The following is a 25,177-nucleotide window of genomic DNA, read 5'->3' as shown; positions in this document are numbered from 1 at the left end:
CCCGTGGCCACCGCCACCCTCACACCCCCGGCACGGCCGCGTCTTCGCCTGCGCCCGCACCAGGCCCGTGCCGTGCACAGCGCGGCCACCGCCCTGCGCCACGGCCCCCGCACCACCGTGATCTCCGCGTGCGGCACCGGCAAGACGGTCATCGCCGCCCGTGTCGCCCGCGAGATTGTCCGGCACGGACACCAGCTAGTGCTTGTGCCGACCGTCGAACTGCTCGGCCAGACCATCGCCGAGTGGCGTGAGGCCGGCCACGAAGGCCCGGTCATGGCCATGTGCCACCGCCGGCCCAAGGTGCCCGGCGAGCACATCCCCGCCAGCACCCACCCCGGCTTCCTGGCCGCCTGGGTCCAGGACAACCCCGACGGCACCGTGTTCGGCCTCTACCAGTCCCTCGACAAGATCCAGAAGGCGCACCGCAAGTTCCGCCTGGGGCCGTGGGCGCTGATCAGTGCGGACGAGGCCCACCGGACCAGCGGCTACATCAACAAGAGCTGGGCCGCAGTCCACCACGACCGGCTTGTGCCCGCAGGCCGCCGCGCCTACTACACCGCGACCCCGAGGATCTGGTCGGCCGGAGACGCCGACGACCCCGAGCTCGTCGCCTCCATGGAGGACCCCGCCCTCTACGGCGAGACCAGCTTTCGTCTCCCGTTGGCGGAGGCGATCGACATAGAGCTGCTGGCCGACTACCGCGTCGTCGTACTGGAAGTCCACGAGAAGGACCTGCGCGCCCGCCTCGGCCTGGCCGAGAACGCCGACGCGGCCGAACTGCGCCGCGCCGCCGTGCAGGTCGCGGTCCTGCGCGCGATGGCGCAGCTCGACCTCAAGCGGGTCGTCAGCTTCCACCACCGTGTCGCCGACGCCCACGATTTTGCCGACACCTTCCAGGCAACCGCCCGGCACCTGGCCGCGCTCGACGACTCCGGCACCACCTTCCCCGACCCCGACAGCCTGTGGGCGGCCGGCATCGACGGGCTGATGAGCGTCGACGTCCGCCACGCGCTGCTCGGCAAGTTCGACGGACGCCCCGAGGACGGCACCGCCCCCTACCCGCGCACCCTCATCGCCAACGCGCGCCTGCTCGGCGAAGGCGTCAACATCCCCGCGATCGACTGCGTAGTGTTCGCCGACGTCAAAGACAGCATCGTCGACACCGTCCAGGCCGTCGGCCGCGCCCTGCGACAGAAGCCCGGCGCCGGCAAGAAGGCCACCATCCTGGTCCCACTTTTCGTCGCTCCGCAGCAGGACCCGGACGACCTGCTCAACTCGCCGGTCTACAAGCCGTTGTGGAAGGTCCTCCAGGCTCTCCGAGCACACGACGACCGGCTCGCCGACCGCCTGGCGGTCCCGCAAACCCACACCGAACGCGCCCCGGACCAGGACGAACCGGAAGCCGAGACCACCGAAGAGCCGCGGCTGGTCATGGACCGGGAGTTCCCCGACGACACCCTCGCCCTCGCACTGCGCCTGCGCGTGCTCCACCCCCGCGAGGCCGCCTGGCAGCGCGGCATGGCCGCAGCCGAGCGGTACTTCGCCGAGCACGGCCACCTGGACGTGCCCCAGCTGTACGACGACGAGACCGGCTTCGCCCTGGGCCGGTGGATCAACTACGCCCGGCAGATGTACGCGGGCAAGCGCCTGAGCCCGCTGCGGATCAAGGCGCTCGAAGCGATCGGCATGATCTGGGACCTGCGCAAGCAGGCCACCGAACGCGGCCTGGCCCACGCTCGCCTCTACGTCGAGCATCACGGGCACCTCGCAGTGCCCGCCGACGAGATGATCGGCGACTACGCCTTCGGCCGCTGGCTCGTCAACCGCCGGCGCAGCGCCCGCGACCGCGCCGCCCGGGGCTTGGAACCCGACCCGGTCGAGGTGGCGCTGAGCGACCTCTACCCCTGGTGGAATCCCGTGTGGCCGATCACCTGGCAGCGCGAGTACGTCACCGCCCTGCGCTACCAGCAGGCCGGCGTGGCCCTGGAGGACCTGCCGCGGGACTTCGTCACCGACGACACCGAGCCGCTGGGTGAGTGGATTTACCAGCAGGCCATCGCCTTCGACCAACTGCATCCCGACCAGGTTCAGCTCCTCCTCCAGATCGGCATCGCCGCCGTCGAGCCGGTCCAGGCGGCGCTGGCGCCGACCGGCCGGCAACTACGCCAGCAGCGCCAGCTCGACGACGGTCTGGCCGCCGTCGCGGCCTTCCGTGCGCAGCACGGACACGACGTGCCGATCCGGCAGCGCGACACGGTCGTCATAGACGGCGAGGTCGTGAGGGTGGGCCAGTTCATCAACAACCTCCGCAAACGTCTGGACCGGCTCACCCCCGAGCAGCTGGAACAGGTCACCGCAGCCGGGCTGGTTCCGGCCGCCGCATGACGCCGACGGGCCGTGCGAGGCGCCCGGAAGTCACATCTCCGAGCTCAGCCGGCGCAGGATCTCGTCCCGCTCGGCCGGGCTCAGGCCCACGCCGGGGTCGTACGTCCCCGGTGGAGGGACGTCGAGGATGACTGGCACGTAATCGGAGCTGTCCCGCCATGGTCCTTCCAGTGAGGATCGCGCATCCAAGTCCAGGACCCGGATGCGCAAGCTCTCGAACGGGGCGTCAGGGTCCGCAGGGGTCCGCGCGTGATCAAACCCGGTCCCGATCATGGTCTTGTCGGATCCCCCCCCCGGTGCGCCGGGCACTACGGAGCTTCGGCGTGGCGCCGTCTCGTCGCGGTCGGGCGCTGGTGCCGGACCAGAGGAGCCGAGCGGCGTGCTCAGCAGGCGCACCGCTTCCTGGCGGCCGGCTTTGTGCAGCACAGCGGGCAGGAGCCCGCGGACGGCGGCTTCTTCGACGCGCTGCAGAGCCTGCTGATAGGTGCAGCCGGCGGCGTCCCGCAGGGCTTTGGCAAGCTGCTGGCGGTTTCTGCTGTTGGCCTTGGCGCGGCGCGGCGGTGTCACGTCAGTCTCCCGGCTCCCTGGGATGCTGACGTCCCACCACGTCGTACGCCAAGGGGCTAGGGATCGTCGGTCGCCGAACCTGCCTCGCCTCCCGCGCGGCAGCACGGTTCACCATGCGGTGGAAGGTGGGCTCCGCCGCGGTACGTACAGGGAGGCGCCGCTCCAGTGCACCGATCGGCCGGGCACGGCGGCTCGTTGCGGAGACGGATGTACCGAACCCCTACGAGCCGCCGGCCGGACATGGCCTGGTGCTGGTCAGGCGGACGCGATGCGGTTCGCGTCCATCAAGGCGTTGATCAAGGCCACCGTCTCGGGGGCGGAGTCGCAGCCACTTTCGACCGCGATGCGCGTCAACTGGTGAGCCGTCCGTTCCAGCCCCTGACGGTCACCGGTCTCGCTGTAGATGGTGAACAGATCCCGGTACAGCAGTTCGCTCATCTGGTCGCAGACCAGGCCGCGGGAGGCTGCGGCGAGCGCCGCGCGGTAGTCGCGCACCGCCAGGCGCCGGGTGGCGAGCTCGTGGGCCACGTCCGTGGTCGCGGAGATCATCTCCTGGATGTCGTACTCCGCCCACGCGTACTTGCTCTGGTCGATGTCGCTGAACGGCCTTCCGCGTACGAGCGAGAGGGCGTTGGCCAGGGCCGTGTCGGCGTCGGCGTTGGAGGAGTGCATCCCCTCCTGGTAGTACGCCTGGAACTGCTGCCAGTCACTGGTGACTTGGTGGTTGAAGGCGTACACGCCCTCGCTGATCGGCGGCAGGTAGGCGCCGCACGGATCCTCGGCCGGTAGCAGGGGATCGCGGCCGAGCCAGGCCCGCAGCTTGGAGATGTTGGTGTTGCGGGTGTCGGCGCGCACCCGCTGGCCGGGCCAGATCGCTTCATCGAGCTCGTGGCGGGACTTGCCCGGGTGCAGGGCGAGCCACGCGGCGATCTCGGTCAGCCCATTGCGCCGGTTGCTCTCGACCTTGCCGAGCGTGCTGATCACGTCGACGGGGCCCAGGACGCGAATCTGCGGAGCGGACGGCGGGTCCGGCGGCGTGTTCAGAGCCGCCAGCACTCCGGAGGTGACCGCCGTGACCCGGGCGGCCGGACGTTCCACGGGAGCGGGAGGGGGAGCAAGCTGCGGGTTGGGTGAGCTGCCCAGTGTCGCCGGCGACAGTGCGGAGCCCTCCTCTTCCGGCTGCTCGGCGGTGAGTTCGTCGAATCCGGCTGCCTCGTCCACGGGGTCCTCCCCCTGCTCGTACTCGCCGGCGTCCTCCTCCGGGGCGTCGCGTTCGTCGAGGACTTCCTGAAGCGTCTCGTCGAAGAGGTCCTCGGAACGTGGCTCCCGCGCGGTGCCGATCTCATCGTCGTCACTGCCGCCGTGCTGCTGTTCCGGGCCGTTGCCGTCGAAGAAGCCGTCCTCGGCGCCGGTGACCGACGGGGCCAGCGCACTGAAGCTGGGAACCGCCGTGATGAAGGAGGAGCTCACCGGGCTCACGGCCACCTGGACGGCCGGCGCAGCCTGGGGCTCGCCGGTCTGCTGTGTGCCGTCCTCCTCGGGAAGGCCGTCTTCGACGGGTGCCACCTCGGGGGTGGCCTGGGCCAGAGCGGAGTCGCCCTGCGGGGTGACCGGCGCCGGGCCGTTCTGGACAGCGGTGCCGTAAGGGGAGTGTGTCCAAGCCGGCGCGGCGACATCGTCGGTGCGGGCTGCCGTGGCGAGCAGCTGGATCAGCGGGTCGTACGCCTCGTCCTCGAGGCGTTGCAGGGTGACCGTGAGGTCCAGGCCAGGCAACTGCACTGCAGTGCCCGGTGCGGCCGGGAGTGTCCAGGCGCCGGGGACCTCGAGTTCGCCTTCGGCCTCGGTGACGACGGCGGTCGCGGTCCGGGGCCGGGAGCAGAGCAGATCGGTGAGGGCGTCTGCCTCTTCTCCGGCGGGCCCCGCGGGTGTGATCAGCACCTTGGGAACCCAGGTGTCGCCGCCGTCCTCGACCAGACGGGCCTGGTCCAGGCTGTCCAGGCCGCCGGCGGCAAGCGCGCCGCGCTGGAGGGCGTCGTGGGCGCGCAGTTCCGGCAGGGCGTGAGCCAGGTCCCGCTGGTGCTCGACCCGGATGGGGAAGACACCGACGAGCTCTTCGCCCAGGCCGGCCAGGATGACCGTGGCGTCGTCGGACAGGCCGGAGGAGGCCAGTTCGACCGCCATGCCGAGCATGACGGCGCGGATGTCCGCGTCGGCGCCGCTCAGGCGCAGCGCGCCGACGGACTCAAGGTTGACGAGAACCGGTTCCTGCTCCTCGGTCTCGCCGAGGCTGACCAGCGCGGGGTAGGGGGGCGTGATGTCGCGGGCCTGCTCCGCGTCCAGGAGGTGCGCGCCGCGGGCGGGGCACCACCACCGGTCGGGGTTCTCTTCCATCTCGGAGAACGGGGCGATCTCCGGGGTTGGTGCCGATAGGTGCAGTTCCAGGCCGCGCGGCGTGACCCGGATGGCGTCCAGCTGGGGAAGCGGCTGGCCGGTCTTGGCGCAGTTGGCCGCTAGGGTGCGCAGCGCGAGGTCGACGAGGCCGAGACCGTTGGTGTCGGAGGCGACGCGGAGCTGCTTTTCCACGTCGGCCGGCACCGTGGCCTGCTGCGGCAGCGGGATGCGGCGCCTCGGTCGGCGACGGCGCTGCTGGAGGGCTCGCCGTCCGCCGAGCACGGCCAGGACGGCGGCGGCGAAGAGGCTGGTGACGGCTATGGCGGTGGAGGCGACGGAGGAGTCGCTGCTGGTGTCCTCGGCCGGGGTGTGGGGCTGCGGGGTCTGCGGACGGGCGGCCTCCAGTCGGTTGGGGGTCGCCGTGGCGTCCGGTGTCGCGGTGTCCCTCGGGCCCGTGGTGGGGTTGGCCTTCGGCGTGCTGCTCCGCTCCGAGCCGGAGTCTGTGCTGGGTGCGCCGGTGGATGCTCCAGCGTCCTGGTCGGACTGCCCGTGCTGCGCCTCCTGGCCAGCATGGCCGTCGTCCTTCTCCTGGTCGGCGGAGTGACTGTCCTGCTGGTCAGCGGCGGGGGAGTCCGGGGCGGCGGTTCCCCCGGTGTCCTGTTGCGGGGCGGCGGTGTGCGGCAGCTGGAGTTCCCAGCCCGGGTAGATCTTGTCCGGGTCGCTCAGGGTCCGGCCGTCCGGCTGTCGCTGGCCCTCGTTGAGCTCGGCGATCTGCGGGTACTTGCTGGCGTCGCCGAGTTCCGTCTCGGCGATGGAGGAGAGCGTCTCGCCCGGCTTGACCTGGTGCTCCCGGTTGGCAGGGTTCCAGTCCCTGGGCATCGTCAGCTTCCAGCCCGGCCGGAGGGCGCTGCGGGTGGAGAACTTCGTTCCGTCGACCATGGTCTTGCCGTCGTTGGCCGTGGCGATCTCCCGCCATCGGGAGGCGTCCCCGAGCTGTTTGAGGGCGATCTTCGACAGGCTGTCGCGGGCCTGGACGGTGTAGGTGCCCGCGTACTGGTCGGCGGTGCGGGCGGTGGCCGCCGAGGTGTCAGAGGCGGTGGCCGCCTTCACGGTGGCCGGTGCAGTGGCGGCGGTCGGAGCGTGGGTGACGGCCGGTGCGGCGGAGACCGGCGCCGCCATCGCGGTCCCGATGGGCAGGAGGATGAGCACGCCGCTGACCAGGGCGCCGGCCATGCGCTGCTGGAAACCGAGGGCAGGCAGGCGCAGGGTGGGGCGCCCGCGTAGCTGGGCCGGAATCTCCAGCAGTGTGCAGAGGGCGAAGGTGGCCCAGCTGATCCAGCCGATCGCCATGATGACGGCGAAGAACGGGGCGCCGAGCTCGTGGCTGGTCAGCAGGGAGGTGACTTCGCCGGGCGAGACGCCGTCCGGCAGGAGCACACCGGTGAGGGCCCACAGCAGTACAGGCAGCCCTGCCAGGAGGGCCAGGAGGACCACCAGGCTGACCAGGCCGCGGACGACATCGACCGCCCGGGGGCGGTGCCGGGCGGTGTGGGGGCGAGTCGGTGTCATGGCGCGGATCATCCCTCCGGGGCGCCGATGCCGTGCAGGAGCTCAGCGCTGGCGTGGCCCTCGACGGGGAGCGAGGACTGGCCGATGACCTGCAAGAAGATCGTCTTGTGCTGGATGGTGACGTGGACGTTGATGGTCTTGCCGTCGCCGCTGGTGGTGACCGTGCCGCGGACGCCGGCGGCGTTGAGGTATTGGTAGGCGGCCCGCTGCGCGGCCGCAGGGTCGAGCACGACCGCGGTGCCGGCGATGGCCTTGGCGGGGTCGATCGCCTGGCCGCCGGCCCGGGCGGCCTCGGCCGCGATCGCGTCCGCCCGCTCGATGTCGCGGAGCTTCCCGCCGAGGTCGAAGGACAGGCCGAGCATGATGAACATCGGGATGACCATCAGGAGCCACCACATCGACAGCGAGCCGCGGTCGTCGCGGAACCAGTCGAGGCGGGATGCGGTGGAGTCGGTGCTGCTCATCGCTGCCTGTACCTGTCGATCACGGAAGTGAAGCTGGACTTGACGGTCTTGGAGCCGATCGAAAAGCCGAGGTCGTTGAGCTGGACGGTGCAGCTGACGCGCACGGTGACGGCACCGTAGGCGCCCAGCGGAGCGCTGAAGCCGGAAGTGTCCACGGTGACGCTGGTCCGGGCGCACTTGAGCTTCTGGTCCGACAGGGCGACCTGGGCGGCCGATCGGGCGTTGGCCTGCGCCTCACCGGCGGTGCGGGCGATGGAGGCTTCGCGCGCGGCCGCCGCCGCCGAGGAGTCGACGGCGTTGCTGGCCGTGACGATGCGCCCCGCCACGAACGCGATCGCGAGGAACAGGATCGCGGCGGGAACCCACATCACAAACTCGATGGCGATGCTGCCCCGGTCGTCGCCCCCCAGGGGCCGGCGCGGCTGCCGTCGGCTGCTGGTCACGGGCTGGTCCACCTCTCTACCGGGCCGGTGGCGCGTTCGATGATGCTGATGTTGAGCCCGATCAGGGACGGCGCCTTGGCGGTGACGGTGAACACGACTCGCTCCGCGTTGGAACCCGCCGTGCTCACCCGGGGACCGCGCAGCGTCCCGCCGACGCGCCGGAAGACCGCGTCGGCCCGCGCGATTCCGTCCTCGGTGCCGCTTCCATAGGCGCGGGCACCGGAAACGGCCTCCCGCGCCGCGGTGGTGGCGGCCTGCTTGGCGAAGTACACGTTGCAGGTGTCGACGACCATGAGGATCAGCAGCAGCGCGGCGGGGAAGCAGATCAGCATCTGCAGACTCGCGTCACCGTCGTCCTCCCGCCACCGCTGCTGGATACGACGGGCGAGAGCCCGAAGAGCCATTTACAGGCCCTTCATGTCGTCGAGCTTGGACTGGCCGAGAACCTTGAAAGCCGCGATGGCTATCGCCGCGAAGGCCACGATGCCGACGATCCACATGATCGTGGAGATGTTGTTGTCGCCGCGGTCGCCCTCCTCGCGGGCGTCGGCGAACTTCTGCTCGGCCGCTGACAGGACGTGTGCGAGCGCGGTGTACGCGGTGACCGCCATGCGCAGAGCGGGAGAGGTCTTCATGGTGAGGTGCTCCTTGTGAGTGCGGTTCAGACGAGGAAGATGCGGACTACGGAGGGGAAGCCGAAGAAGACGAGCAAGATCATGGAGAGCAAGGTCACCGGGACGATCAGGCTCTCGGAGGCTGCGTTCGCCCGGGCCTGCTCGGCGGCGGCCTGCTCGTCGGCCAGGGACTCCGCGCGGCTGCGCAAGGTGCTGTAGATCGCCGCGCCGTCTGTGCCGGCGCTGGCCACGATGTCGGCGATGTCGCCGGCTGCAGGTACGTCGAGTTCGTCGGCGATGTGGCGCAGCCCGTCCCAGGCGGGCGCCCGGTCCAGGCGGGCACGGACCAGGGCGGCCTGGATCCGGCGGAAGACCCAGCCGTTGCCGACCTCGGCCGGCCGCTCCAGGGTGTCCTGGGCGCCGGAGCTGGAGATCCGCTCCATGGCGGCGAGTTCCATGTAGGCCATGACCGCCTGGGATGCTTCCGCGCGGGCCTGGGTGGCGCGCTTGGCCAGCTGGGCGTCGGGCAGGAACCACAGGCCGACACCTGCGGCGATGCCGGCCAGTCCGGTGAGGACGAAGGGCAGGTCGATGCCGGCCAGGGTGAGGACCAGAGAGAAGAACGACGGCAGGATCAGCCCGACGACGAAGTGCAGGGCCTTGCTGCCGAAGAACTCTCCGATCGTGTCGCCTACGAGGTTGAGGTTCTTGGTCGGGACGCTGACGCCGGGCCAGTCCCGTACCCGCTCCGCGACCCGGTCGCCGACGCGCTCGAGCAGCGGGCGCTTGTCGTCGCGGCGACGTACGGCAGCCTGGGGCCTTCCGTGCAGCCGCTCCAGGGCCGGGCCGAGCGCCGGGCCGGAGGGCAGCAGTTCGCGGATCAGGAAGAACAGGCCCAGGCCGATGCCGGCGCCGGCCAGCAGGGCGATGGTGAGCTGGTTCATCGCGCGACCTCCGTGAAGACCGGGTCGGTGTGCGAACCGGCGGACTTCTCGTCGTACTCCATGAAGCCGGGCAGGGGCTTGTCCATCCCCAGGCGGCTCATCCACCAGAACAGCGCGACGACGGCGGCCATCAAGATGACCAGCACGAGCATCCCCAGCGGGGTGCCGTACGGCTCGATGTAGGACTTGTTGAAGGAGAACCCGACGATCACCACCAGGGTGATCGCGCAGATCCAGCGGGTGGTGGTGCGGTGCTTGGCCCGGTCCGCTTCGACGTCGCGCCGGCGGCGCACCACATTGGAGGTCCGTGCCGCCAGGTCGGACAGGACGTCCGCCAGGCCGGGGCCGCGGTCCTTCATGCGCAGCAGCAGCGCTGCGGAGACGAGGTCGGCCCGCGGGTCGCCGATCGCGCGGGCGAACGCCGTCAGCGCGTCACCCGTCGGGATCCGCGACTGAAGGCGCACGTTCAGGTCCGCCACTTCGCGCTCGATCGGCCGGGGTGCGGTGCGGACCGACACCGCGATCGACTCCTCGATGCCGGTACCGGTGCGCACCAGGTCGGACAGTCGCTTGGTCCACTGCGCGAGCGCGTCCAGCCGTTCGATCTGCTCGTTGGCGGCCTTGTTGGGGTTGACGAGCCATGGCAGGAAGAACACGGCGCCGGCGACCAGCAGGGCGGAGGGCAGCCAGCCGGAGACCAGCCAGGTCAGCATGCCGGCGATGGCGGCGCCACCCATCTGCATCTGCCGCATCCTCCTGGACTTCGGCGGCAGCTCGTGCTTGACCTTGACCGGACGGGCGGACACCTCGGTGCCGCGCACGCCCGCCACGAACAAGGCGATCCCGCCGAAAAGGAACAGTGCGGCGAAGCCGGCGATCAACACGCCCATCAGGCCACCGCCGTCCGCTTCATGTCCAGCGGCCCGCCCCAGCTGCCGTTCTCCTCGCACAGCCACGCCGGGTTGAACCCGGCGCGCACCAGGTCGTCCAGGCAGGACGGGTTCACCCCGGTCGGCACGGCGCGGGGGTCTCCGGACCCGGACCGGGGAGCGAAGATCTTGTTGGTGGAGGGCAGGCCGCTCTCGCTGGCCTCGCCGGTGACCTCCAGGATCTGCTCGACGAAGCGCACCTTCTTCCCGCCGATGCGGGTCTCGTCGATCATCTTGACGTGGACGACGAAGTCCAGCGCTGCGCCGGCGATCAGGTAGGCCAACTCCTGCGTCATCCCGTCGCCGTGCTGGATGCACAGCTGGGCGATGCGCGCGAACACGCCCTCGGCCTTGCGACTGTGGATCGTGCAGAGCGAGCCGCCCTCACCGGCGGACATCGCCTGGAGCATGGGAACGATCTCGCGTGAGCGGACCTCTCCGACGATCATGCGGCGCAGCATCATACGCAGCGAGGGAGCGATCAGGTCCGCGATCTCGATCTCGCCGACCTCGCGGCCGTCGACGCGTTCGCCGTTGCCCTCCCGGGACTCCATCGGTACGACCTGCTTGAGGTGCCCGACCTCGTGCAGGAAGAGCTCGTACTCGGTCTCCAGCGTGCCCACCCGCTCCTGCGGGTCGACCTCGCGCGCCAGCGCGATGATCATCGTGGTCTTGCCGACGCCCTGAGTGCCGGAGATCATGATGTTCTTCTCCGCGGCCATGGCGGCCTTGAGGAAGTGCATCATCCCGGGGTCGATGGTGCCGTAGGTGACCAGGTCCTCCAGCGTGACGGAGCGGATCCGCTGCTTTCGGATAGTCACGTACGGCCGCGGGGTGACCTCGGTCATTGCCTGCAGACGCGAGGTGTCCGACAGGCGCAGGGCCAGGGTCGGCGACGCCTTGGAGAGGCTGCGCTCACCGGCGCCGTGGCGGCGGGCGAGCATCTGGAGGAACTCGACGAGTTCCTCGTCGCTCTCCGCGATCGGCTCGACCTTCTGGCGGGGACGGTCGGTGTAGTCGATCCACACGTCGTCGCAGCCGTTGATCAGGACGTTCTCGACCCTCTCGTCGTCCAGGTAGGGCTGGAGGCGCCCGTGGGCGAACTGGGCGTCGAAGACCGCCTGGGCCAAGCTCGTCTCGTCGGACTCGGCCGGCGAGATCTGCCGGGCGGCAGCGAAGTCCGCCGCCCACCGGGCGACGAGTTCGTTGATGATCTCCCAGCCGCGTTGCTCGGACTCGTCGGCGGGCATGTCCCGCTTGTTGGATTCCTTGTACGCCTGGAACTCCGGTGCCATCTGCCGGCTGAGTTCCTCGCGCAGGCTGGTGACGGTCTCCCAGTCCCACAGCGACCTGCGTGCGACAACGGGGCCGTCCCCGGACGGCGCCGACGGCGCGGCCGGCGCCACGAGCCCGGGCGAGTTGGTGCATCCCTCGACGGGGGCCTGGTGGGGCAGGTGCGAGACCTGGCCCGGTGCGTACAGGGGCTTACCGCGCTGCATTGACGGCTCCCTTCATTCGGTCGAGGACGGTCTGCGGGCGCAGCGCGGGGGCGAGGAGCCGCTGCCGCTCCTGCATGGCCAGACCCCGTAGCTGCTCCGACATGGCTCGCGCTTCGCGCAGGAGCGCGGACCGGCCGAAGTACCGCCCCCCGTCGCCGCCGTGGGAGAGGATCTGAGCGGCTCTGGGGTCGTGGGGGAGCGTGGCGAAGATGGGCAGTTCCAGTTGCTCGGCGATGTCCCGCGGACGGAAGTTGCCCTCCTCGATCACGACCAGGCCGAGGCGGCCGCTGTCGCGGCCGCGGTCCTCGAGCGCGGCGCGCAGCGCCTCGACCCGGGGCTTGGCGGCGCTGGCCGACCGCAGGGTGCGGCGCACGACGACGGCGACGATGTCCGCGGAGCGGGCCAGGGCGCTGGCTGATCCAGTGGCCCCCGAGCGGCCGAGGTCCACCAGGACGTCGTATCCGGGGTCCTGGCTCTGCAGTTGGTCGAAGAGCAGGCCGAGGCGCTGCCAGACCTGGCTCAGACCGGCGGCCTGAGCAGGGTTGGACAGGCCCGGCAGCAGCAGTCGGTCCTGGTTGTCCTTGTCGGACACGTCGATCAGCTGGTACCAGAAGTCCTGGTCAAGCTGGCGACGGCGGTGGGCCACTTCCAGGTTGTGCAGGCCGTATTCGCCCAGGAGCCGCGACTCGAGGTAGCCGGCGGCGATCGAGCCGCCGTCGGGGTCGCACTCGGCCAGGATGGCGCGGCGGCCGTCGGTCAGGGGCCAGGTCAGCAGGGCGGCGAGCGCGGTCGCTGTCACTCCGGGGCCGCCGCTGGCGCCGGAGAAGGCGATGACGGCCATGTCAGTTCCCCGTCGGGACGACGACGAGGGAGGCTTCGCCGTTCGCGGACCACTGGGCGAGGGTGGCGCCGTCCAGGGCGCTGACCGCGAGGTCCACCACCCGGTCGCCGCTGTTGTCGGCCTTGCCGACCTCGATGACGACGGCGTGCACTGTGGTGTCCTTGCTGCCGCCGGCCGGGTCGCTGTCGGCGCCGTTGTTCTTGGGCGTGTGGACGACGTTGACCTTCTGGCCGGGGCTCACGGTGCTGGCGGGAATCTGCGCGGTGGAGAGTGAGACGCCCACCAGCTCCTGGCCCTGCTTGATCAGTGGCTGGTCGCTGATGGCCTGGCTGGTGAGCAGGCTGCCCTTGGTCAGGCCGACCGTGGTGCGCTTGCCGATCACCTTCTTGATCTGGCTGGCCGGCACGGGGTGGAGGACGGGGTCGGTGGCGATCCGGGCCTCGACGAGGTCGTCGGCGGTGAGCTGCGCGCCCATCGGCACGTCGTGTGCGATGGCGACGACGGGCTCCCGGTCGCCGGTCGCCATGTACAGCCAGGCGTTCGCGCCGACTCCCACGGCGATCAGCGCGACGGCCATGGCAATGAAGCCGGGCCGACGCCGGCGCACGACCGGTTGGCGGACGATCGACTTGGGGGCAGGCCTCTGCTGGTCGGTGCTTTCAGGGGCGGGCCCCGTGGTGGTGCTCATCTGGGCTTTCCTTACGTGTGCGGGCGGGTCACGGCTTGGCGACGACCTGGGCCTCGCCGATGGCCAGTTGCACGCCTCCGGAGGCGCGGGTGGTGGTGATGTCGCCTTGTTGTCCGCCGCCTTGCCAGTGCACGGTCCAGGTGGTGACCGCGCTCACGGAGAAGGTGTTGCCGGGCCGGCCACTGGAGGTCTTGGTGTACCGGTAGCCGCAGGTGGGTGAGGAACTGCCCCCGTACGACGCCTCGTAGGGAGTGCCGGCGTTGGTGCACGTCTCACTGCCACCGTCACCCATCGTGTAGACGATCTTCTTCACGTTGGCGATGGCGGTGACCGTGAGGCCGCCCGCCGAGGCGCTCGCCGAGACGGGGCCCCAGGTCCGTGCGGTCTTCACGTTCCAGATCCATACAGGCATGCCGACGATGCCGGTCTTCCCAGCACCGGGGGCCGTGCCGATCTGCGCGCCGAGCAGCCGCATCTTCTTGATGGCCTCCTGCGCCAGCTCCTCGGGGGAGGGGCCTCCGCCGAAGCCCGGCGGGGGGTTCTGGCTCCAGGTCGAGCCACCCATCAGCTCACGTCCCAGGCCAGGGCAGGTGACGTTGTAGACCTTGCCCTTGGCCCGCGCGGCCGGGTCAGAGGGTGCGGCGGTGCCCCACTCCCAGTCCTCGGCATCCTCCTTGGGCTGCGGGTCGAGGATCTTCCAGTAGCACTGGTCCTGGAAGTTGAACCAGCCCATGCCCGGGTCGTGGCAGGGAACTTCGCCGATCTCCTTGCCGTTGGGGTCCTTCGCGCGGATGTAGCACTTGGCGGACCCGCCGCCACCGCCTCCCCCACCTCCTCCGCCGCCGGTTTCGCCGTTCCCGCCCCCGCCTCCTCCGCCGACGTGAATGTCGCAGTCGGGGACGAGGTCGGGGCAGGTGACTCCGCCGCCATCGCCGTCGGCGCTGGCGGTGCCGACGGGCACGGTGAGCGCGATCAGCGGGGCGAGGAGCGCACCGATCAGCGGCCAGGCGCGTCGGGTCAGCACGTGCTGTCCTTGTCGATCGTCGCGTCGACGATCATCCACCTACCGCTGCCGTAGTAGGCCTTCGAGGTCTGCACGTGCCGGCGGTTGCTGCCGTCGAGGTCGGACTTCTTGCCGGTCTTGGCGTTCTCCGGGACGAACTTCGAGCTGTCGACGCAGTCCACGATGGTCGCGGACTTGGGGGAGGTGTCCAGCGACAGGTCGGTGACCTTGGGGGACAGGATCGGTGCGCCCTTCACTACCAGGTCGTTGCGCTGGTAGTACTGCGCGGCCAGCTTGACCTTCGTCAGGGCCTTGTCAGCGGCGTACTTCTCCAGCTTCGACCCCTTGGAGCTGCCGGAGTTGTAGATCTTCGTCTGTTCCGCCCACATGCCGCGGTAGGCGGTGAGGACCTGCTCCTTGGCGGCGGCCTGCGGATCGAGCGAGGGGGAAGCCGAGGTCTTCGAGGGCGAGGGGGACGCGGTCGCCGTGGCACTGCCGCCGCCCGACCCGCAGCCGGCCAGCACTGCCACGGCGACCGCGGCTGCCGAAACACAGACCGCGGCCCGGCGTATCCGAGCACTGTTTGAAGGTGCCACTGGCATATCCCCTCGTGTAAGTGGCGATCAGAATGCGAAAAGAGGCGTACGAAACTGATGGGCAGTTAGATATTCGCCCTTGTGCGTGCACATGCCGTCAAGCGGATAGGGAGCCTAAGCCGCTGGCCACATGGCCGTCACATCCATTTACCGGCGGCCGCGAAGACCACGGGCGCGCGTCGCGGCGTCCAGCGCCCGCAGCAACTGCTCGACCGTGACCTTCAACAGTTCTGCGGCAGGGCGGAGCTTGGACTCCTCCAGTGAGGACAAGCCCCGCTCGATCCTCGACCACCGGGCCTGGGCGATGCCCAGCCGACTTGCGAGGGCTTGCTGACTCCAGCCGGCGAGCAGCCGCAGCCGTGCCACGTCGGCCGACGAGGCACCCCGAACCAGCAGCGTCTCCAGAGAGACACCCAGGGCGGCGGCTAGAGCCCGGAGCGTGGTCAACTGGGGCTTTCGCCTGCCCTGTTCGTACTGGCTGACGTGCGGCCCGGCGACCTTCGCCCCGTACGGCCGCGTCTTCGCGGCCAGTTCGTCCTGTGACAGGCGTGCCGCGGTGCGCAGACGGCGCAGGGCTGCGCCGCTGAAGGCTGCTACTCCGCGACTTGTCACCGTACTCCGTTGTGCTGTGGTCGTCGGGAGTGCCGTCTGGGTGCCCCCCGCCGGCCAGGGCGGTGCTGCGGATCGAGCCGGCAGGGAGGGGTGCGGCGGCGGGTGAGGGGGAGACCGTCTTGTGCGCAACCCCCGCGTCGCCCCGCGATTCTCCGCAAGGAATCTCGGCGGGAGAATATCCGGGGTTCAGCGTGTTCTTGATATGCACACGCCCCCTCCCCGTGCCCGCATTCGCATGCGGGGTAGTGCCCGTTCCGTGACTGAATCCGACCGGTAACTTATCTGAATCTTGCACGTGCTTTTCAGGCCGTCAAGATCCATTCCGGCGATGATCTTGGTTTTTGTGGATCTTTGCCCGTTATACGTCGATGTGGCGCTGACCTGGGATTCTTCCCTCCGTGTGGCCCGCTGAGGCCTTCCCGCGATCGACGGTCGCCTCCTCAGAGTGCCCATGGGAGCAGTGTTTTCAGTCATGCCGAAGGGCCTCCGCCGGCCTCTCGGAGCGGCACCCGGAGCTACGACCCGACTCCGGCACGCTGTGGCGCGAATCACGGGCCATCACCCCGGGCTGTCGCTTCGGGTCGCGTCCTCGGACGGCCGGGAACGGCACCGTGAAGGAGGCCGAGTCCCGCCATGAACGCGATGAACAGGCGCCAGAACGCGACGATTCCGCATCCGAGTCCTCCCACCACGCTGAGCACCACGATCGGTCGGCCCCAGGGGCTCGGCAGATACGGGGCGGTCACCGCGGTCCCCAGAAGACTGATGGTCAAGATCGCCCACATCACCCCTCGGGCCACCGACGACGCCGCCAGGCGGGCCCGCTGTGCGACGACAGGGTCACGGCGCCCGCCTCCCTCCGGGGCGGCCCAGCTCTCAGCGGCCTTCATGCCGCACCTCCTGCACCGTCAGGGGGCCGGCGACGCGCCCGACGGTGTGCTGAGCATGTCGCAGGCCGGCCGCCAACACGTCCAGCTCCTCGGTGATCTCGTCGCCGGAAGACATCGCCTCCTCGACCAGCCGGGAGCGCCGGTTGCCGCGGTAGGCGCCCGGCGGACCGGCGAAGTCCTCGTCCGCTGCATCCAGCTCGGTCAACGTGCCCTCCAGCCGCTCCTGCTCCGCCAGGGCGTGGACCGAGGCCCTGTGCAGGCGCAGGTATGCGGCCTCGTACACCTCGACGACCTCGAGTTCGGCCCCGTGCCCGTCAGCGGCCAGGACCAGTCCGAGCCCGTCCCACAGGAACCGGTGTCCAACGCGGGCCGCGCGCCGCAACTCGGCGATGTCCGCCGCGGCCGCCGCCGAGGAGACCGCCTGCTGGAGTGCGAGCAGGCGGTGGACCCGGCCAGCGTGCGGGACCGCCGCGTCCAGGATCCGGACGTGCCGACGCGTGGCGAGCGCCAACACGGCTGGAACTCCCCAGGCCAGCGCGATGCCGGCGGCGCCCGCGACGAGCAGGAACGTTCCGGCTGCCATGTACTCGTCCAGGACGGGGGTGAGGAGCAGTACGGCGGCCACGAGCAGGGCCAGGCAGGACACGCTCACGGCGACGGGCAGGTCGGCGGCGCCCAGCTGTCTGACCGTCGGCGCCGGGCGGCGCCCAGGGACCGTCCGGGCCGCGACAGCTCGCCAGCTCTTCCTCCCCTCCGGCGCGAACACCCCGATCTCAGCGGGGAAGGCGTCGTCGAACCGAAGCTCCGTCTGGATCGGGTACCCCCAGCGGATCCACCCCCACGGTGTCCGCTCCACGGTCCGCACCGCTTCTGGTGGCTGGAAAGCGGCACCGAGCGGTTCCGCGCCGGCCGTCTGGTAGCGGGCGGCCCGCTCGGTCTCGCTGCGCCAGCGCTCCATGTCGCCGCCGAACGGGCGCGGCCGGAGACCATCTGGGATCTCCTCGTTCACGTGGACGCCCCCTCGCCTGGCAGCGCGGGTCCGGGGCAACCACCCAGAACACGGCGCAGCGCGTCCTTCTCCGGCGGCGTCACCCAGAGCCGGTACTTCGTCTTGACCTCGACCTGGCGCATCGCGTAGCCGCAGCGGATCTCCTTATTCGGCGGCAACCAGGTCGCGGCGTCCCCGTCCCTCTTCGCCCCGTTCGTCGGACCGTCGACCGCGGCGAGATTGAGCGGGTCGTTCGCCAGGTTCAGCCGCTCGGCCGCGGACAGCTGCTGGGCCCCGGTCTGCCAGCTGAGGCTCAGCGGGACGATGTGGTCGATCTGCACCGCGAGCGAGGTCTCGACACCTCGGGTGAAGGCGATGGCGGTGGCGGTGTACGGGTCGTGGAGCACCCCCGAGACAACGGTGCACGGCCCGTCGCGGACTACGTCGGACAGGTCGCGGGCGAGGACGTCGTCCCTCGTCGAGCAGCCGTTATGGCTGTCCGGTGCGGTGCTGTCGTCGCTCCAGGCCGGACCGAACTGGTCGCGGCTGTAACCCGTCTTGGGTGCTCTGTCCTTGACGGGCAGCTCGTCGAGCGCCTTGAGCGCGGGTGTGGCCGACATCAGGGGGCCGGCGGCTGCCGGATAGGTCGTGGGCACGGCCTTGGGGGTGGCCTCGACGATGTCCATGGGCGTGCAGGCGGCGAGAGTGGCGGTTGCCGTGAAGGCGGCGCCGGCTGCTGTGAGGCAAAGACGGTGGGACACAGAAGTGGTGCTCCTTGTCGGTCGGAGGTGTGCGACATCCCTAGAGGTGCCGCACGGCGTGTTCGTGTGACTGCTCCGGCCCCACCGGTTCGAGTTTGTCCGGCCCACCACAACCCTTGGTGCGCCGGACGATCGCACCGTCAGCTGACGGTGCCGCTGAAGGTGATGCGCTCGCCCTGGTCGACAGCCTCGACGGTGACCGGACCGGGGACAGCGGTCGCGGGGAGGGAGAAGTGCACGGTGACGGTGGCCGGGCGCGCGGGGGCGATCGGCGCGTCGGGGTAGTCCAGAGCCGGGGTGAGGGATGCTGCGTCCTTCAGGCCGGCGCCGGTCATCACCCGCAGGGTGATTCCCGCGCCGGTCCGCGGCCGGGAGTCGCTGCTGACGACGGTGAGGTCGGCCGTCGCCGGTCGTGTGCCGTTCTTGGCCGGTCCGAGGGTGATCGCCGAGACCCGTACGCGGTCGGGCGACCATGCGCCGAAGGGGAGGACCGCGCTGGCGGAGGCTGCTTCGGTGTCGTCGGACTCCGGCGGGCCAGCGTCTTCGGCGGCCCTCACCTTCCCGGGGAGGGTGCCTTCGAAGAAAAGGTTGTCGGCCTCCGCCATCCCCTGCTGTGTGGCTTCGGCGGTCACGGTGACCCGCTGGCCGCGGCTCTGCGGGGGAATGGCGACACCGACCTCGGCGGTGAACGCGGCGCCCGGAGCCTCCCGGACCACCGCGTCGCGGGCCGGCAGTCCGGTCAGGACCGCGTCCTTGACCGGGGTGGCCTGGCGACCGAGAGGTCCGTAGCGCACGGTGAGCGCGGTATCGGGCAGCTGCGCGATCCGGCCGCTGGTGTTGGTGAACCGCGCCTGGGTGCGCACCACGACCCAGCCGGCCGGCACAGGCTCGGCGGAGGCGCCCGTGCTGGTCTCCGTGAAGGGCGCCAGCTCCAGGTTCCATCCCTGCGCCGCGACGGGGACGGAGCTCCCCAGCGGGGTGACGCCGGCGGGCAGCGCGTCCGGCGCGGCGGTGCCGACCGCCGACGCCCTGCCGGGCGTTCTGCCAGCGCCGTCCGAGGCGTGGCCGACGCAGCCCGCCGACAGCGTCGCGATCGCCACCATGATGACGGCGGCCAGTCCCCGTGTGCTGCGCATGGCTCTTCCCCTTGGTCACGGCGCGGGTTCGCGCCTCTGCACGGGGATCATGCCAAAACAGCTTCTGGCCGCTCGGTGACGTGGATCGGGGGCGGGTTCAGACATGGCTCAGCTCGGGGAACAGGCCGCCGAGCGGCCGGGTCCAGCCGGCGGGGACGAGGAGTGCGACGTAGCAGAAGACGTACGCGCCGCTGTGGAAGGCGACACGCAACCCGTACGGGATCGAGCCGTTCGACGAGCTGAGCGGCGTTACCGCCTGGACGAGGGGGTCCTGGCGCGCGGTCAGGGCGTCGATGAGGTGCAGTTCGACGGCGGCCAGCGCCGTACTGCCCGTGGTCGGCAGCGGTGCCGAGCGCTGCCGGAGCGGCGGAGCACCCTGCGCGGGACGGCGTTCGTCCGGTGGCTGGCCGGCCACGATCTGGAGGTAGACCTGAACCCCGGTGGGCAGTGTCAGCCGCAGCCCGTACCGGCTGTGCGTGCAGCCGGACTCTTCGAAGGTCGCCACCGGCCCCTCGTCGGCGCCGTCATGGCTGAGGCAGGCGCGGAGGAGGTTCTGGAATCCTGCCGCCTCCCAGGGCTTCGGCCGGAGTTTTCGCTGGGCAGCGCTGGTCACTGTGCGCTCCGGCTCTTCGCGCACGTTGCGTCGTGGTCGGTGACCATGCTGGCGAGCGTGGGGAGCAGATCGCCGTGTTCGGCATCGCAGAGCCGCTCGCCGCACTGTGTGTGGACGAGTTCGAGGTCCTGCTTGGCGGCGTCGTCGGGACCGAGCAGCGGATAGTCGTCCCAGACGGGTTCTCGCCGCGCGGTTTGGATGGTGTCGTTGACGGTCACGACGGGTGCGCCTCCTCGTACGACGCCAGCGCACTCAGGACCGCTGTGCCGAGGGCCTTCGTGCCGGGACCGGCCAGCCACTCGCGGACAGTCATTTCTTCGGGCGCGTCCGCGAGCTGGCTGATGAGTTCCGGCACGGAGATACGGGGTGTGCCCTCGGAGTCACAGCCGGCCCCGAAGGTGCCGACTCCGGGGACGTGCGCGACGAAGCGCCCGTCATCCTCGCCTACCGGGTGCTGCCACAGCTTGAAGACGGCGCTGGGCGCCCGCTGGAGGAGAGCCGTCGAAAGGTCGTATGCACCGCTGAGCGGCGTCTCGTCGATGCCGTAGCGCCGGCCGAGGACCAGCCCGTGGGTGCTTGATCCAAGGTCCAAGTCCTCCTCCTTCATTACCTCCAGGACGGCCTTGGCCTCACTCTCGTGGACGGAGTAGACGAACATCTGCAGTGGTGAGCTTTCGGACATGGTGTCCTCCCGATGACGTTGAGTGGCTGTGCGGTGGGACGGGGTCGGGCCGAGGCTGTCGGCCCGACCCCCGGGTCAGACGATCAGGCCGCGAGTCCGGCTTCCGGGCGGCGGCGGTTCTTCAGCCCGCGTCTGCGCAGCGGGTCGTGGCGCTGCTCGTCCACGGGGACCACGGTGGTGATCGGGTCCGTGTCGTCGGCGAGCAACTCCAGGCGGACCCAGTAGGGCATCACCCAGCGGGTGGTCACACCCTGGCGTGCCCGGCCGATGCGGAACCGGCGGAAGTGGCCGCACCGCTGGTGGGGTGCCTGCTGGACACCGGAGGGGATGCCGTCGCCCTCCTGGATGCGGCCTGCCACCCTGCGCGCCGCGTGCAGCGCGGGACCGACCCGCCATCCGACCTCGACGAAGAACGGGTCGCGGTTCTTGGCGACGGGCCTGCGCCTCTTCTTCGCCTTTGACGGCTTGACGACGGGCGGCTCCGCCAAGTCCCGGTTGTCGCAGCAGAGATAGATCAGGACGCTCAGGGCCGGACGGAGAAGTTCCTCGAACAGTGCGTACGCGGCGCGCTTGTCCCGCGCCCGGCTCCAGTGAGCCTCCGCCCTGGCGGCCGCGAAGTCCACGGCCTGGGCCACGGTGAACTTCTCCAGACCGGTGGGGATGTTCATGCGTATGTGGGTCTGCCCGCGTACCTCCCACGTCTCCTCGTCGAGGAGATCGATCACGAAGAGCAGGCCGAGACCTTCGATGTCCTCGTCGGTGTAGGTCTGCTGCTCGGGCACCTGGTTGTAACCGTAGAGGTAGAAGCCGCGCACCAGGCCGTCCGACCCCTTGTAGCGCACCGGCCAGGGGTCCGGGAGCACGATCAGCGGGTTGATGTGGGGGAGGTGGCTGAAGATGCTTCCGGGCAGGGTGTCCGAGGTCGAGCGGTACAGCTCGGCGGCCAGGTGTTCGTTGAGGTCGTAGGTCACTCGGCCGCGCCGGGCCCACATGCGGTAGATCCCGACGTGGCTTGCGATGTCGATCAGGTCGGCTTGTTCCGCGACGGTCAGGCCGGGGGGCGGGGTGTGCCTCAGGGTGACGGGCCGTCCGGTGGAAAGCTGGTCGAGCTTCGGGGCCAGCCACAGGTGGTTGCGGCGCAGATCGCTTTCGCGGCTGGTCAGTTCCTCGACGAAGGTCTCACTGATGTCGCGGCTCTTCAGAGCACGTGAATGACGGCTGTTCATCATGGCTTCCCTGTTCCTCGGACGGTTCACCGGAGGTCCAGCCGGTGGGCGGCGGCCTGGGGCCGCCGGGCGGATGCGCCGCACCGGCTATGCCTCAACCATAGGCGAACTCATAGAATTAAGCAATGTTAGGGGGTGGCGGGGATCGGCACGAGGAAGAACTCCTGCCCGTCGTCCGCGACGACGCGCAGCGGCCGGTCGGGAAGGGCCGAGAAGACCGCCGCCGCGATCACTGCCGCGCTGGTGCTGCTGTCCAGCGGCGGGGCCAGGGCGCAGCGGATGGCGGCCAGGGTGTCGGCGGACAGGGGCGACTTCAACGGCGCGCCCTTGGCCGTCTCCGCGCACTGTGCGAGCTGGTCGTCGCCTGCCTCGGCGTCCAGCCCTCGCCGGCGGGCGATGGCAGCCACCGCCGTCGCGAGCGCCGCGCGGTTGTGCTGACGGCACAGCTCTCCGGACGTCCCCGGCGGGTGCAGGTGGCGGGCCGTGCCGATCGAGGTCTTCTTCACTGGGATCTCCGTGGTGAGCGGCGGGCGGAAGCCGGCGGGCGGGCCGGGTGCGTCTGCCCCGGCCCCGCCCGCAGTCGGTCACAGGTAGGCGCTGATCATCTCGGCGAACTTGTCGGGGCCGATGACGCTCACCCCCAGTGCTTCCGCTTTTGCCTTCTTCGAGCCGGCCTTCTCCCCGGCGACCACCAGGCTCGTGCTCTTGGAGACGCTGGACCCTGCACGCCCGCCCGCCCGCTCGATCAGTTCGTTCATCCCGGAGCGCGACAGGGTCTCCAGGCGCCCGGTCATCGCGCCTGTGGCGACGACAGTCAGTCCCGCCAGTGGCGGTGTCGTGTCCCCGGCCGAGCCGGGGGCGACGGCCGCGGCTGCCGGGATGTTCCTGTCCGGCTCGGTCAGGTTGACGCCCGCTGCGCCGAGCTTGGCGATCACCGGCTCCAGCTCGGCCAGCTCGCCGATCACTAGGGCCGACTTCTCCGCACCAATTCCCTCGACCTGGCACAGCTCGGCGGCCGACGCCGCCTGGATGGCCGCCATACTGCCGAAGTGGGCGGCGAGCCGCCGCGACATGCTGCGCCCCGTTCCCCGGACCCCCAGCGCGCAGAAGACGCGGGAGAGGGGCTGCTGCTTCGCTGTCTCGATGCGCTCCAGGAGCTTGGCGGCCGTCTTCTCGCTGCCGGTCGCCTCGATGAGCTGGCCCCGGGTGAGAGTGAACAGGTCAGCGACGTCCTGGACCGCTTCCTGTTCCACCAGCCGTGCGACGATCTTCGGTCCGATGCCTTCGATGTGGAGGACGTCGCGCTGTACCGCGTACGTGATGGACGCGGGGAGGTTGCACCCGCGACCCTTCAGGCACCGCCAGCGCTCCTGGCTCGTGTCGATCTCACCCGCGCAGTTCGGGCAGAGGGTGGGCAGCTCGATCGGCTTCTCCTCACCCGTGCGGGCGGACACCACGGGGCCGAGGATCTGCGGGATGACGTCGCCGGCCCTGCGGACTACGACGCGGTCGCCGATGCGCAGTCCCAGCTTGGTGATCATGCTGGGGTTGTGGAGCGTCGCGAACTGCACGCTCACGCCTTCGATATCGACCGGCAGCACCTCCCCCCGGGGAGCGAGATTGCCGGTGCGCCCCGTCGTCCAGGTGGCGGCGGTCAGCGTCGAAGTGACCTCCAGGGAGGGCAGCTTGTACGCGATCGCCCACAGCGGCGCGCGGGAGTTGGAGCCTGCGGCAGCCTGGTCGCCGGGGTGGTCGGCCTTGATGACGACGCCGTCGATCCCGACGTCCAGGGCTGACCGCTGATCGGCAACCTTCTCGACGTACGCCTGGACGTCCTTCAGCAGCGGGGAGGTCAGCGTGCCGACGGGGGTGTCGCCCGCCGTCTGGATCCCGAGGCTGCCCAGCTCCTTCATCAGATCGGTGTGCGTCATCGCCTCCCGGATCGGCCGGTCGGGCCGGTCGTCCGTGGTGGACAGCAGACCGTAGCCGTAGAAGGAGAGCGGGATGACGTAGTCCCGCCCGGTCGCACGCAGTGAGCCGGAGGCGGCGTTGCGGGGGCTGGAGAACGGTGCGCCACCGTGGGTAGTGCGGATGCGGTTGGCCTCCTCGAAGCGGGACTGGAGAAGGACGACCTCACCCCGGACCTCGACCGAGACCGGCGTGCTCAGTTCGGCCGGCAGGCCGTCGATCGTGCCGATGGCGTGGGAGACGTCGTCTCCGGTCGTGCCGGTGCCCCGGGTGACGAGCCGGACGAGCTTGCCGTCGCGGTAGTGCGCCGCGATGGCAAGGCCGTCCATCTTCGGGCTGGCGTGCAGACCTCGCGGTGACGCCCCCAGGCGCTTGCCCAGGGACTTCGCCCACCCGGCCAGCTCCTCGGCGTCGTAGACGTTGCCGAGGGAAAGCATCGGCGTCGCGTGCACGACCATGCCCTCCGTCAGCGCCCCGGCGGCCACCTTGCCGGTGGGCGAGTCCGCGGAGAGGTGGTCGGGATGCTGCTGCTCGTACGCCGCGATGTCGCTCACGAGGCGGTCGAACGTCGCGTCGTCCAGCGGCGAGTCACCGCCTCCGTAGTAGGCGGCGGCAGCGTTCCGCGCCTCTTCGACGGCGAGGAGGTAGGCGCTGCGGTCAGGCAGGAGTACGGGGGAAGGGCTCGGCATGATTCTTGATCCTTCTGGCTGATGGCGGCGCCGCCGCCGCTCGTTCGGTGCACGGCACCGCAGCGCGATGTCCGGATGGGATGACGTCGGTGTCAAGGGCCGAGAAGTTGGCACTTCGGAACCGACCGACGTCTGGATAATACACAGAGCCATAGTATTAAGCAATGTGTGGGCTGACTGTCATCTTCGCTCCGGTGTGTGGTTGTAGGGAGCGGCCGGAAATGAGAGCGTGTCGGCCCACTTGATAGTGCACTTGATAGCGGCGGCCACCTACTTGATAGTGCGCAGGTCAGCGGCTTGGCCGGACCCTGGCCGCTGGTGCCAGAAGGCCGCTCACTCCCAGACGCGAAGCAAGTGGAGGAGGATCTGGGCGCATGTGTCGAGCACCCTCGCGGCGCATGAGAGCGGGTTCCTCCAGGTCAGGGCGGTAGCTGTCCGCGAGGTTTCGCAACCATGCGGCGCGAGACTGCCAGGTTGTCGCGAGTTCGTTCATGGCCAGTTGGTGCGGGCCGTCGGCTGTGGCCGAGACCTCAAGGAGGTCGCGAGCGCAGTGGTTGAGCGTTACGGCCCGCCGGTGCATGCGGACGACCGAGCGGAAACGGGGGTGGTACTTGGCGGCGAGGTCCCGCAGTGAGGCTGCACTGCGGGTCCATGCTGCCGCAAGGGCGTCGGCATTCGC

At 70.3% G+C, this 25,177-nt stretch carries 24 protein-coding genes; 1 reads left to right on the top strand and 23 read right to left on the bottom strand.

Annotated features, from left to right (window positions below):
• Positions 1 to 3 precede the first annotated feature (3 nt).
• Positions 4 to 2,385 (top strand): DEAD/DEAH box helicase, encoded by a 2,382-nt coding sequence (locus tag MHW47_RS00215; RefSeq protein WP_239220512.1) that lies wholly within the window; start codon positions 4 to 6, stop codon positions 2,383 to 2,385.
• A gap of 30 nt (positions 2,386 to 2,415) precedes the next feature.
• On the opposite strand, the gene MHW47_RS00210 is transcribed toward MHW47_RS00215, so the two are convergent.
• The 23 genes from MHW47_RS00210 to ligA all read right to left on the bottom strand — a co-directional run bounded on the left by MHW47_RS00210 (position 2,416) and on the right by ligA (position 24,498).
• A complete protein-coding gene (locus tag MHW47_RS00210; protein ID WP_239220511.1) occupies positions 2,416 to 2,952 on the bottom strand; it encodes a hypothetical protein in 537 nt (178 codons plus the stop codon).
• 255 nt (positions 2,953 to 3,207) lie between these two features.
• Complete coding sequence (locus MHW47_RS00205) at positions 3,208 to 6,912, bottom strand: LysM peptidoglycan-binding domain-containing protein (RefSeq protein ID WP_239220510.1); 3,705 nt, start codon at positions 6,910 to 6,912, stop codon at positions 3,208 to 3,210.
• Between the two features lie 8 nt (positions 6,913 to 6,920).
• Complete coding sequence (locus MHW47_RS00200) at positions 6,921 to 7,376, bottom strand: pilus assembly protein TadG-related protein (RefSeq protein ID WP_239220509.1); 456 nt, start codon at positions 7,374 to 7,376, stop codon at positions 6,921 to 6,923.
• Positions 7,373 to 7,819, bottom strand: coding sequence for a TadE/TadG family type IV pilus assembly protein (locus MHW47_RS00195; RefSeq protein WP_239220508.1), 447 nt, complete (start codon positions 7,817 to 7,819; stop codon positions 7,373 to 7,375). The genes MHW47_RS00200 and MHW47_RS00195 overlap by 4 nt, the downstream gene beginning before the upstream one ends.
• Entirely contained in the window at positions 7,816 to 8,223 is a 408-nt protein-coding gene (locus MHW47_RS00190) for a TadE/TadG family type IV pilus assembly protein (protein WP_239220507.1), read from the bottom strand. The genes MHW47_RS00195 and MHW47_RS00190 overlap by 4 nt, the downstream gene beginning before the upstream one ends.
• Positions 8,224 to 8,454 carry a hypothetical protein gene (locus MHW47_RS00185; RefSeq protein ID WP_239220506.1) on the bottom strand — a complete coding sequence of 77 codons (231 nt, stop codon included), beginning with the start codon at positions 8,452 to 8,454 and terminating at the stop codon, positions 8,224 to 8,226.
• 26 nt (positions 8,455 to 8,480) lie between these two features.
• Complete coding sequence (locus tag MHW47_RS00180) at positions 8,481 to 9,377, bottom strand: hypothetical protein (RefSeq protein WP_239220505.1); 897 nt, start codon at positions 9,375 to 9,377, stop codon at positions 8,481 to 8,483.
• Positions 9,374 to 10,267, bottom strand: a complete 894-nt coding sequence (locus MHW47_RS00175; protein WP_239220504.1) for a type II secretion system F family protein — start codon at positions 10,265 to 10,267, stop codon at positions 9,374 to 9,376. Before MHW47_RS00175 ends, MHW47_RS00180 begins: the two co-directional genes overlap by 4 nt.
• Entirely contained in the window at positions 10,267 to 11,805 is a 1,539-nt protein-coding gene (locus tag MHW47_RS00170; protein WP_239220503.1) for a CpaF family protein, read from the bottom strand. Before MHW47_RS00170 ends, MHW47_RS00175 begins: the two co-directional genes overlap by 1 nt.
• Positions 11,792 to 12,646 carry a hypothetical protein gene (locus MHW47_RS00165; protein ID WP_239220502.1) on the bottom strand — a complete coding sequence of 285 codons (855 nt, stop codon included), beginning with the start codon at positions 12,644 to 12,646 and terminating at the stop codon, positions 11,792 to 11,794. The genes MHW47_RS00170 and MHW47_RS00165 overlap by 14 nt, the downstream gene beginning before the upstream one ends.
• Before the next feature lies 1 nt (position 12,647).
• Positions 12,648 to 13,334: an SAF domain-containing protein gene (locus MHW47_RS00160; protein WP_239220501.1), complete on the bottom strand. Its 687-nt coding sequence runs from the start codon at positions 13,332 to 13,334 to the stop codon at positions 12,648 to 12,650.
• A gap of 28 nt (positions 13,335 to 13,362) precedes the next feature.
• Positions 13,363 to 14,358, bottom strand: coding sequence for a hypothetical protein (locus tag MHW47_RS00155; protein WP_239220500.1), 996 nt, complete (start codon positions 14,356 to 14,358; stop codon positions 13,363 to 13,365).
• Positions 14,352 to 14,867: a hypothetical protein gene (locus MHW47_RS00150; RefSeq protein WP_239220499.1), complete on the bottom strand. Its 516-nt coding sequence runs from the start codon at positions 14,865 to 14,867 to the stop codon at positions 14,352 to 14,354. The genes MHW47_RS00155 and MHW47_RS00150 overlap by 7 nt, the downstream gene beginning before the upstream one ends.
• 213 nt (positions 14,868 to 15,080) lie before the next feature.
• The gene (locus MHW47_RS00145) at positions 15,081 to 15,545 is read right to left on the bottom strand and encodes a helix-turn-helix domain-containing protein (RefSeq protein ID WP_239220498.1); all 465 of its coding nucleotides are present in this window, start codon (positions 15,543 to 15,545) and stop codon (positions 15,081 to 15,083) included.
• An 876-nt stretch (positions 15,546 to 16,421) separates the two neighbouring features.
• Positions 16,422 to 17,444 carry a hypothetical protein gene (locus MHW47_RS00140; RefSeq protein WP_239220497.1) on the bottom strand — a complete coding sequence of 341 codons (1,023 nt, stop codon included), beginning with the start codon at positions 17,442 to 17,444 and terminating at the stop codon, positions 16,422 to 16,424.
• Entirely contained in the window at positions 17,441 to 18,184 is a 744-nt protein-coding gene (locus MHW47_RS00135; RefSeq protein WP_239220496.1) for an HNH endonuclease family protein, read from the bottom strand. Before MHW47_RS00135 ends, MHW47_RS00140 begins: the two co-directional genes overlap by 4 nt.
• 140 nt (positions 18,185 to 18,324) lie before the next feature.
• Positions 18,325 to 19,320, bottom strand: a complete 996-nt coding sequence (locus MHW47_RS00130; RefSeq protein WP_239220495.1) for a hypothetical protein — start codon at positions 19,318 to 19,320, stop codon at positions 18,325 to 18,327.
• A 97-nt stretch (positions 19,321 to 19,417) separates the two neighbouring features.
• Positions 19,418 to 19,933, bottom strand: coding sequence for a hypothetical protein (locus MHW47_RS00125; RefSeq protein WP_239220494.1), 516 nt, complete (start codon positions 19,931 to 19,933; stop codon positions 19,418 to 19,420).
• Positions 19,930 to 20,151: a hypothetical protein gene (locus tag MHW47_RS00120; RefSeq protein ID WP_239220493.1), complete on the bottom strand. Its 222-nt coding sequence runs from the start codon at positions 20,149 to 20,151 to the stop codon at positions 19,930 to 19,932. The genes MHW47_RS00125 and MHW47_RS00120 overlap by 4 nt, the downstream gene beginning before the upstream one ends.
• Entirely contained in the window at positions 20,148 to 20,615 is a 468-nt protein-coding gene (locus MHW47_RS00115; protein WP_239220492.1) for a hypothetical protein, read from the bottom strand. Before MHW47_RS00115 ends, MHW47_RS00120 begins: the two co-directional genes overlap by 4 nt.
• An 83-nt stretch (positions 20,616 to 20,698) precedes the next feature.
• Positions 20,699 to 21,844: a hypothetical protein gene (locus MHW47_RS00110; protein WP_239220491.1), complete on the bottom strand. Its 1,146-nt coding sequence runs from the start codon at positions 21,842 to 21,844 to the stop codon at positions 20,699 to 20,701.
• Positions 21,845 to 21,969: 125 nt separating this feature from the next.
• Entirely contained in the window at positions 21,970 to 22,347 is a 378-nt protein-coding gene (locus MHW47_RS00105) for a hypothetical protein (RefSeq protein ID WP_239220490.1), read from the bottom strand.
• 78 nt (positions 22,348 to 22,425) lie between these two features.
• Complete coding sequence (gene ligA / locus MHW47_RS00100) at positions 22,426 to 24,498, bottom strand: NAD-dependent DNA ligase LigA (RefSeq protein ID WP_239220489.1); 2,073 nt, start codon at positions 24,496 to 24,498, stop codon at positions 22,426 to 22,428.
• Positions 24,499 to 25,177: the final 679 nt, after the last annotated feature.

Origin of the sequence: Streptomyces sp. OfavH-34-F (genome assembly GCF_022347745.1) — a bacterium.
In the GTDB taxonomy this organism is placed as follows: domain Bacteria; phylum Actinomycetota; class Actinomycetes; order Streptomycetales; family Streptomycetaceae; genus Streptomyces.
Note: the sequence above shows the minus strand (reverse complement) of the source record. Positions and strands in the feature narration are given on the sequence as shown.

Coding starts and splice junctions, on each gene's coding strand:
- MHW47_RS00110 (WP_239220491.1), bottom strand. CDS start 21,844: ATGATGAACAGCCGTCATTCACGTGCTCTGAAGAGCCGCGACATCAGT.
- MHW47_RS00115 (WP_239220492.1), bottom strand. CDS start 20,615: ATGTCCGAAAGCTCACCACTGCAGATGTTCGTCTACTCCGTCCACGAG.
- MHW47_RS00200 (WP_239220509.1), bottom strand. CDS start 7,376: ATGAGCAGCACCGACTCCACCGCATCCCGCCTCGACTGGTTCCGCGAC.
- MHW47_RS00205 (WP_239220510.1), bottom strand. CDS start 6,912: ATGACACCGACTCGCCCCCACACCGCCCGGCACCGCCCCCGGGCGGTC.
- MHW47_RS00160 (WP_239220501.1), bottom strand. CDS start 13,334: ATGAGCACCACCACGGGGCCCGCCCCTGAAAGCACCGACCAGCAGAGG.
- MHW47_RS00180 (WP_239220505.1), bottom strand. CDS start 9,377: ATGAACCAGCTCACCATCGCCCTGCTGGCCGGCGCCGGCATCGGCCTG.
- MHW47_RS00130 (WP_239220495.1), bottom strand. CDS start 19,320: ATGCGCAGCACACGGGGACTGGCCGCCGTCATCATGGTGGCGATCGCG.
- MHW47_RS00185 (WP_239220506.1), bottom strand. CDS start 8,454: ATGAAGACCTCTCCCGCTCTGCGCATGGCGGTCACCGCGTACACCGCG.
- MHW47_RS00190 (WP_239220507.1), bottom strand. CDS start 8,223: ATGGCTCTTCGGGCTCTCGCCCGTCGTATCCAGCAGCGGTGGCGGGAG.
- ligA (WP_239220489.1), bottom strand. CDS start 24,498: ATGCCGAGCCCTTCCCCCGTACTCCTGCCTGACCGCAGCGCCTACCTC.
- MHW47_RS00165 (WP_239220502.1), bottom strand. CDS start 12,646: ATGGCCGTCATCGCCTTCTCCGGCGCCAGCGGCGGCCCCGGAGTGACA.
- MHW47_RS00175 (WP_239220504.1), bottom strand. CDS start 10,267: ATGGGCGTGTTGATCGCCGGCTTCGCCGCACTGTTCCTTTTCGGCGGG.
- MHW47_RS00170 (WP_239220503.1), bottom strand. CDS start 11,805: ATGCAGCGCGGTAAGCCCCTGTACGCACCGGGCCAGGTCTCGCACCTG.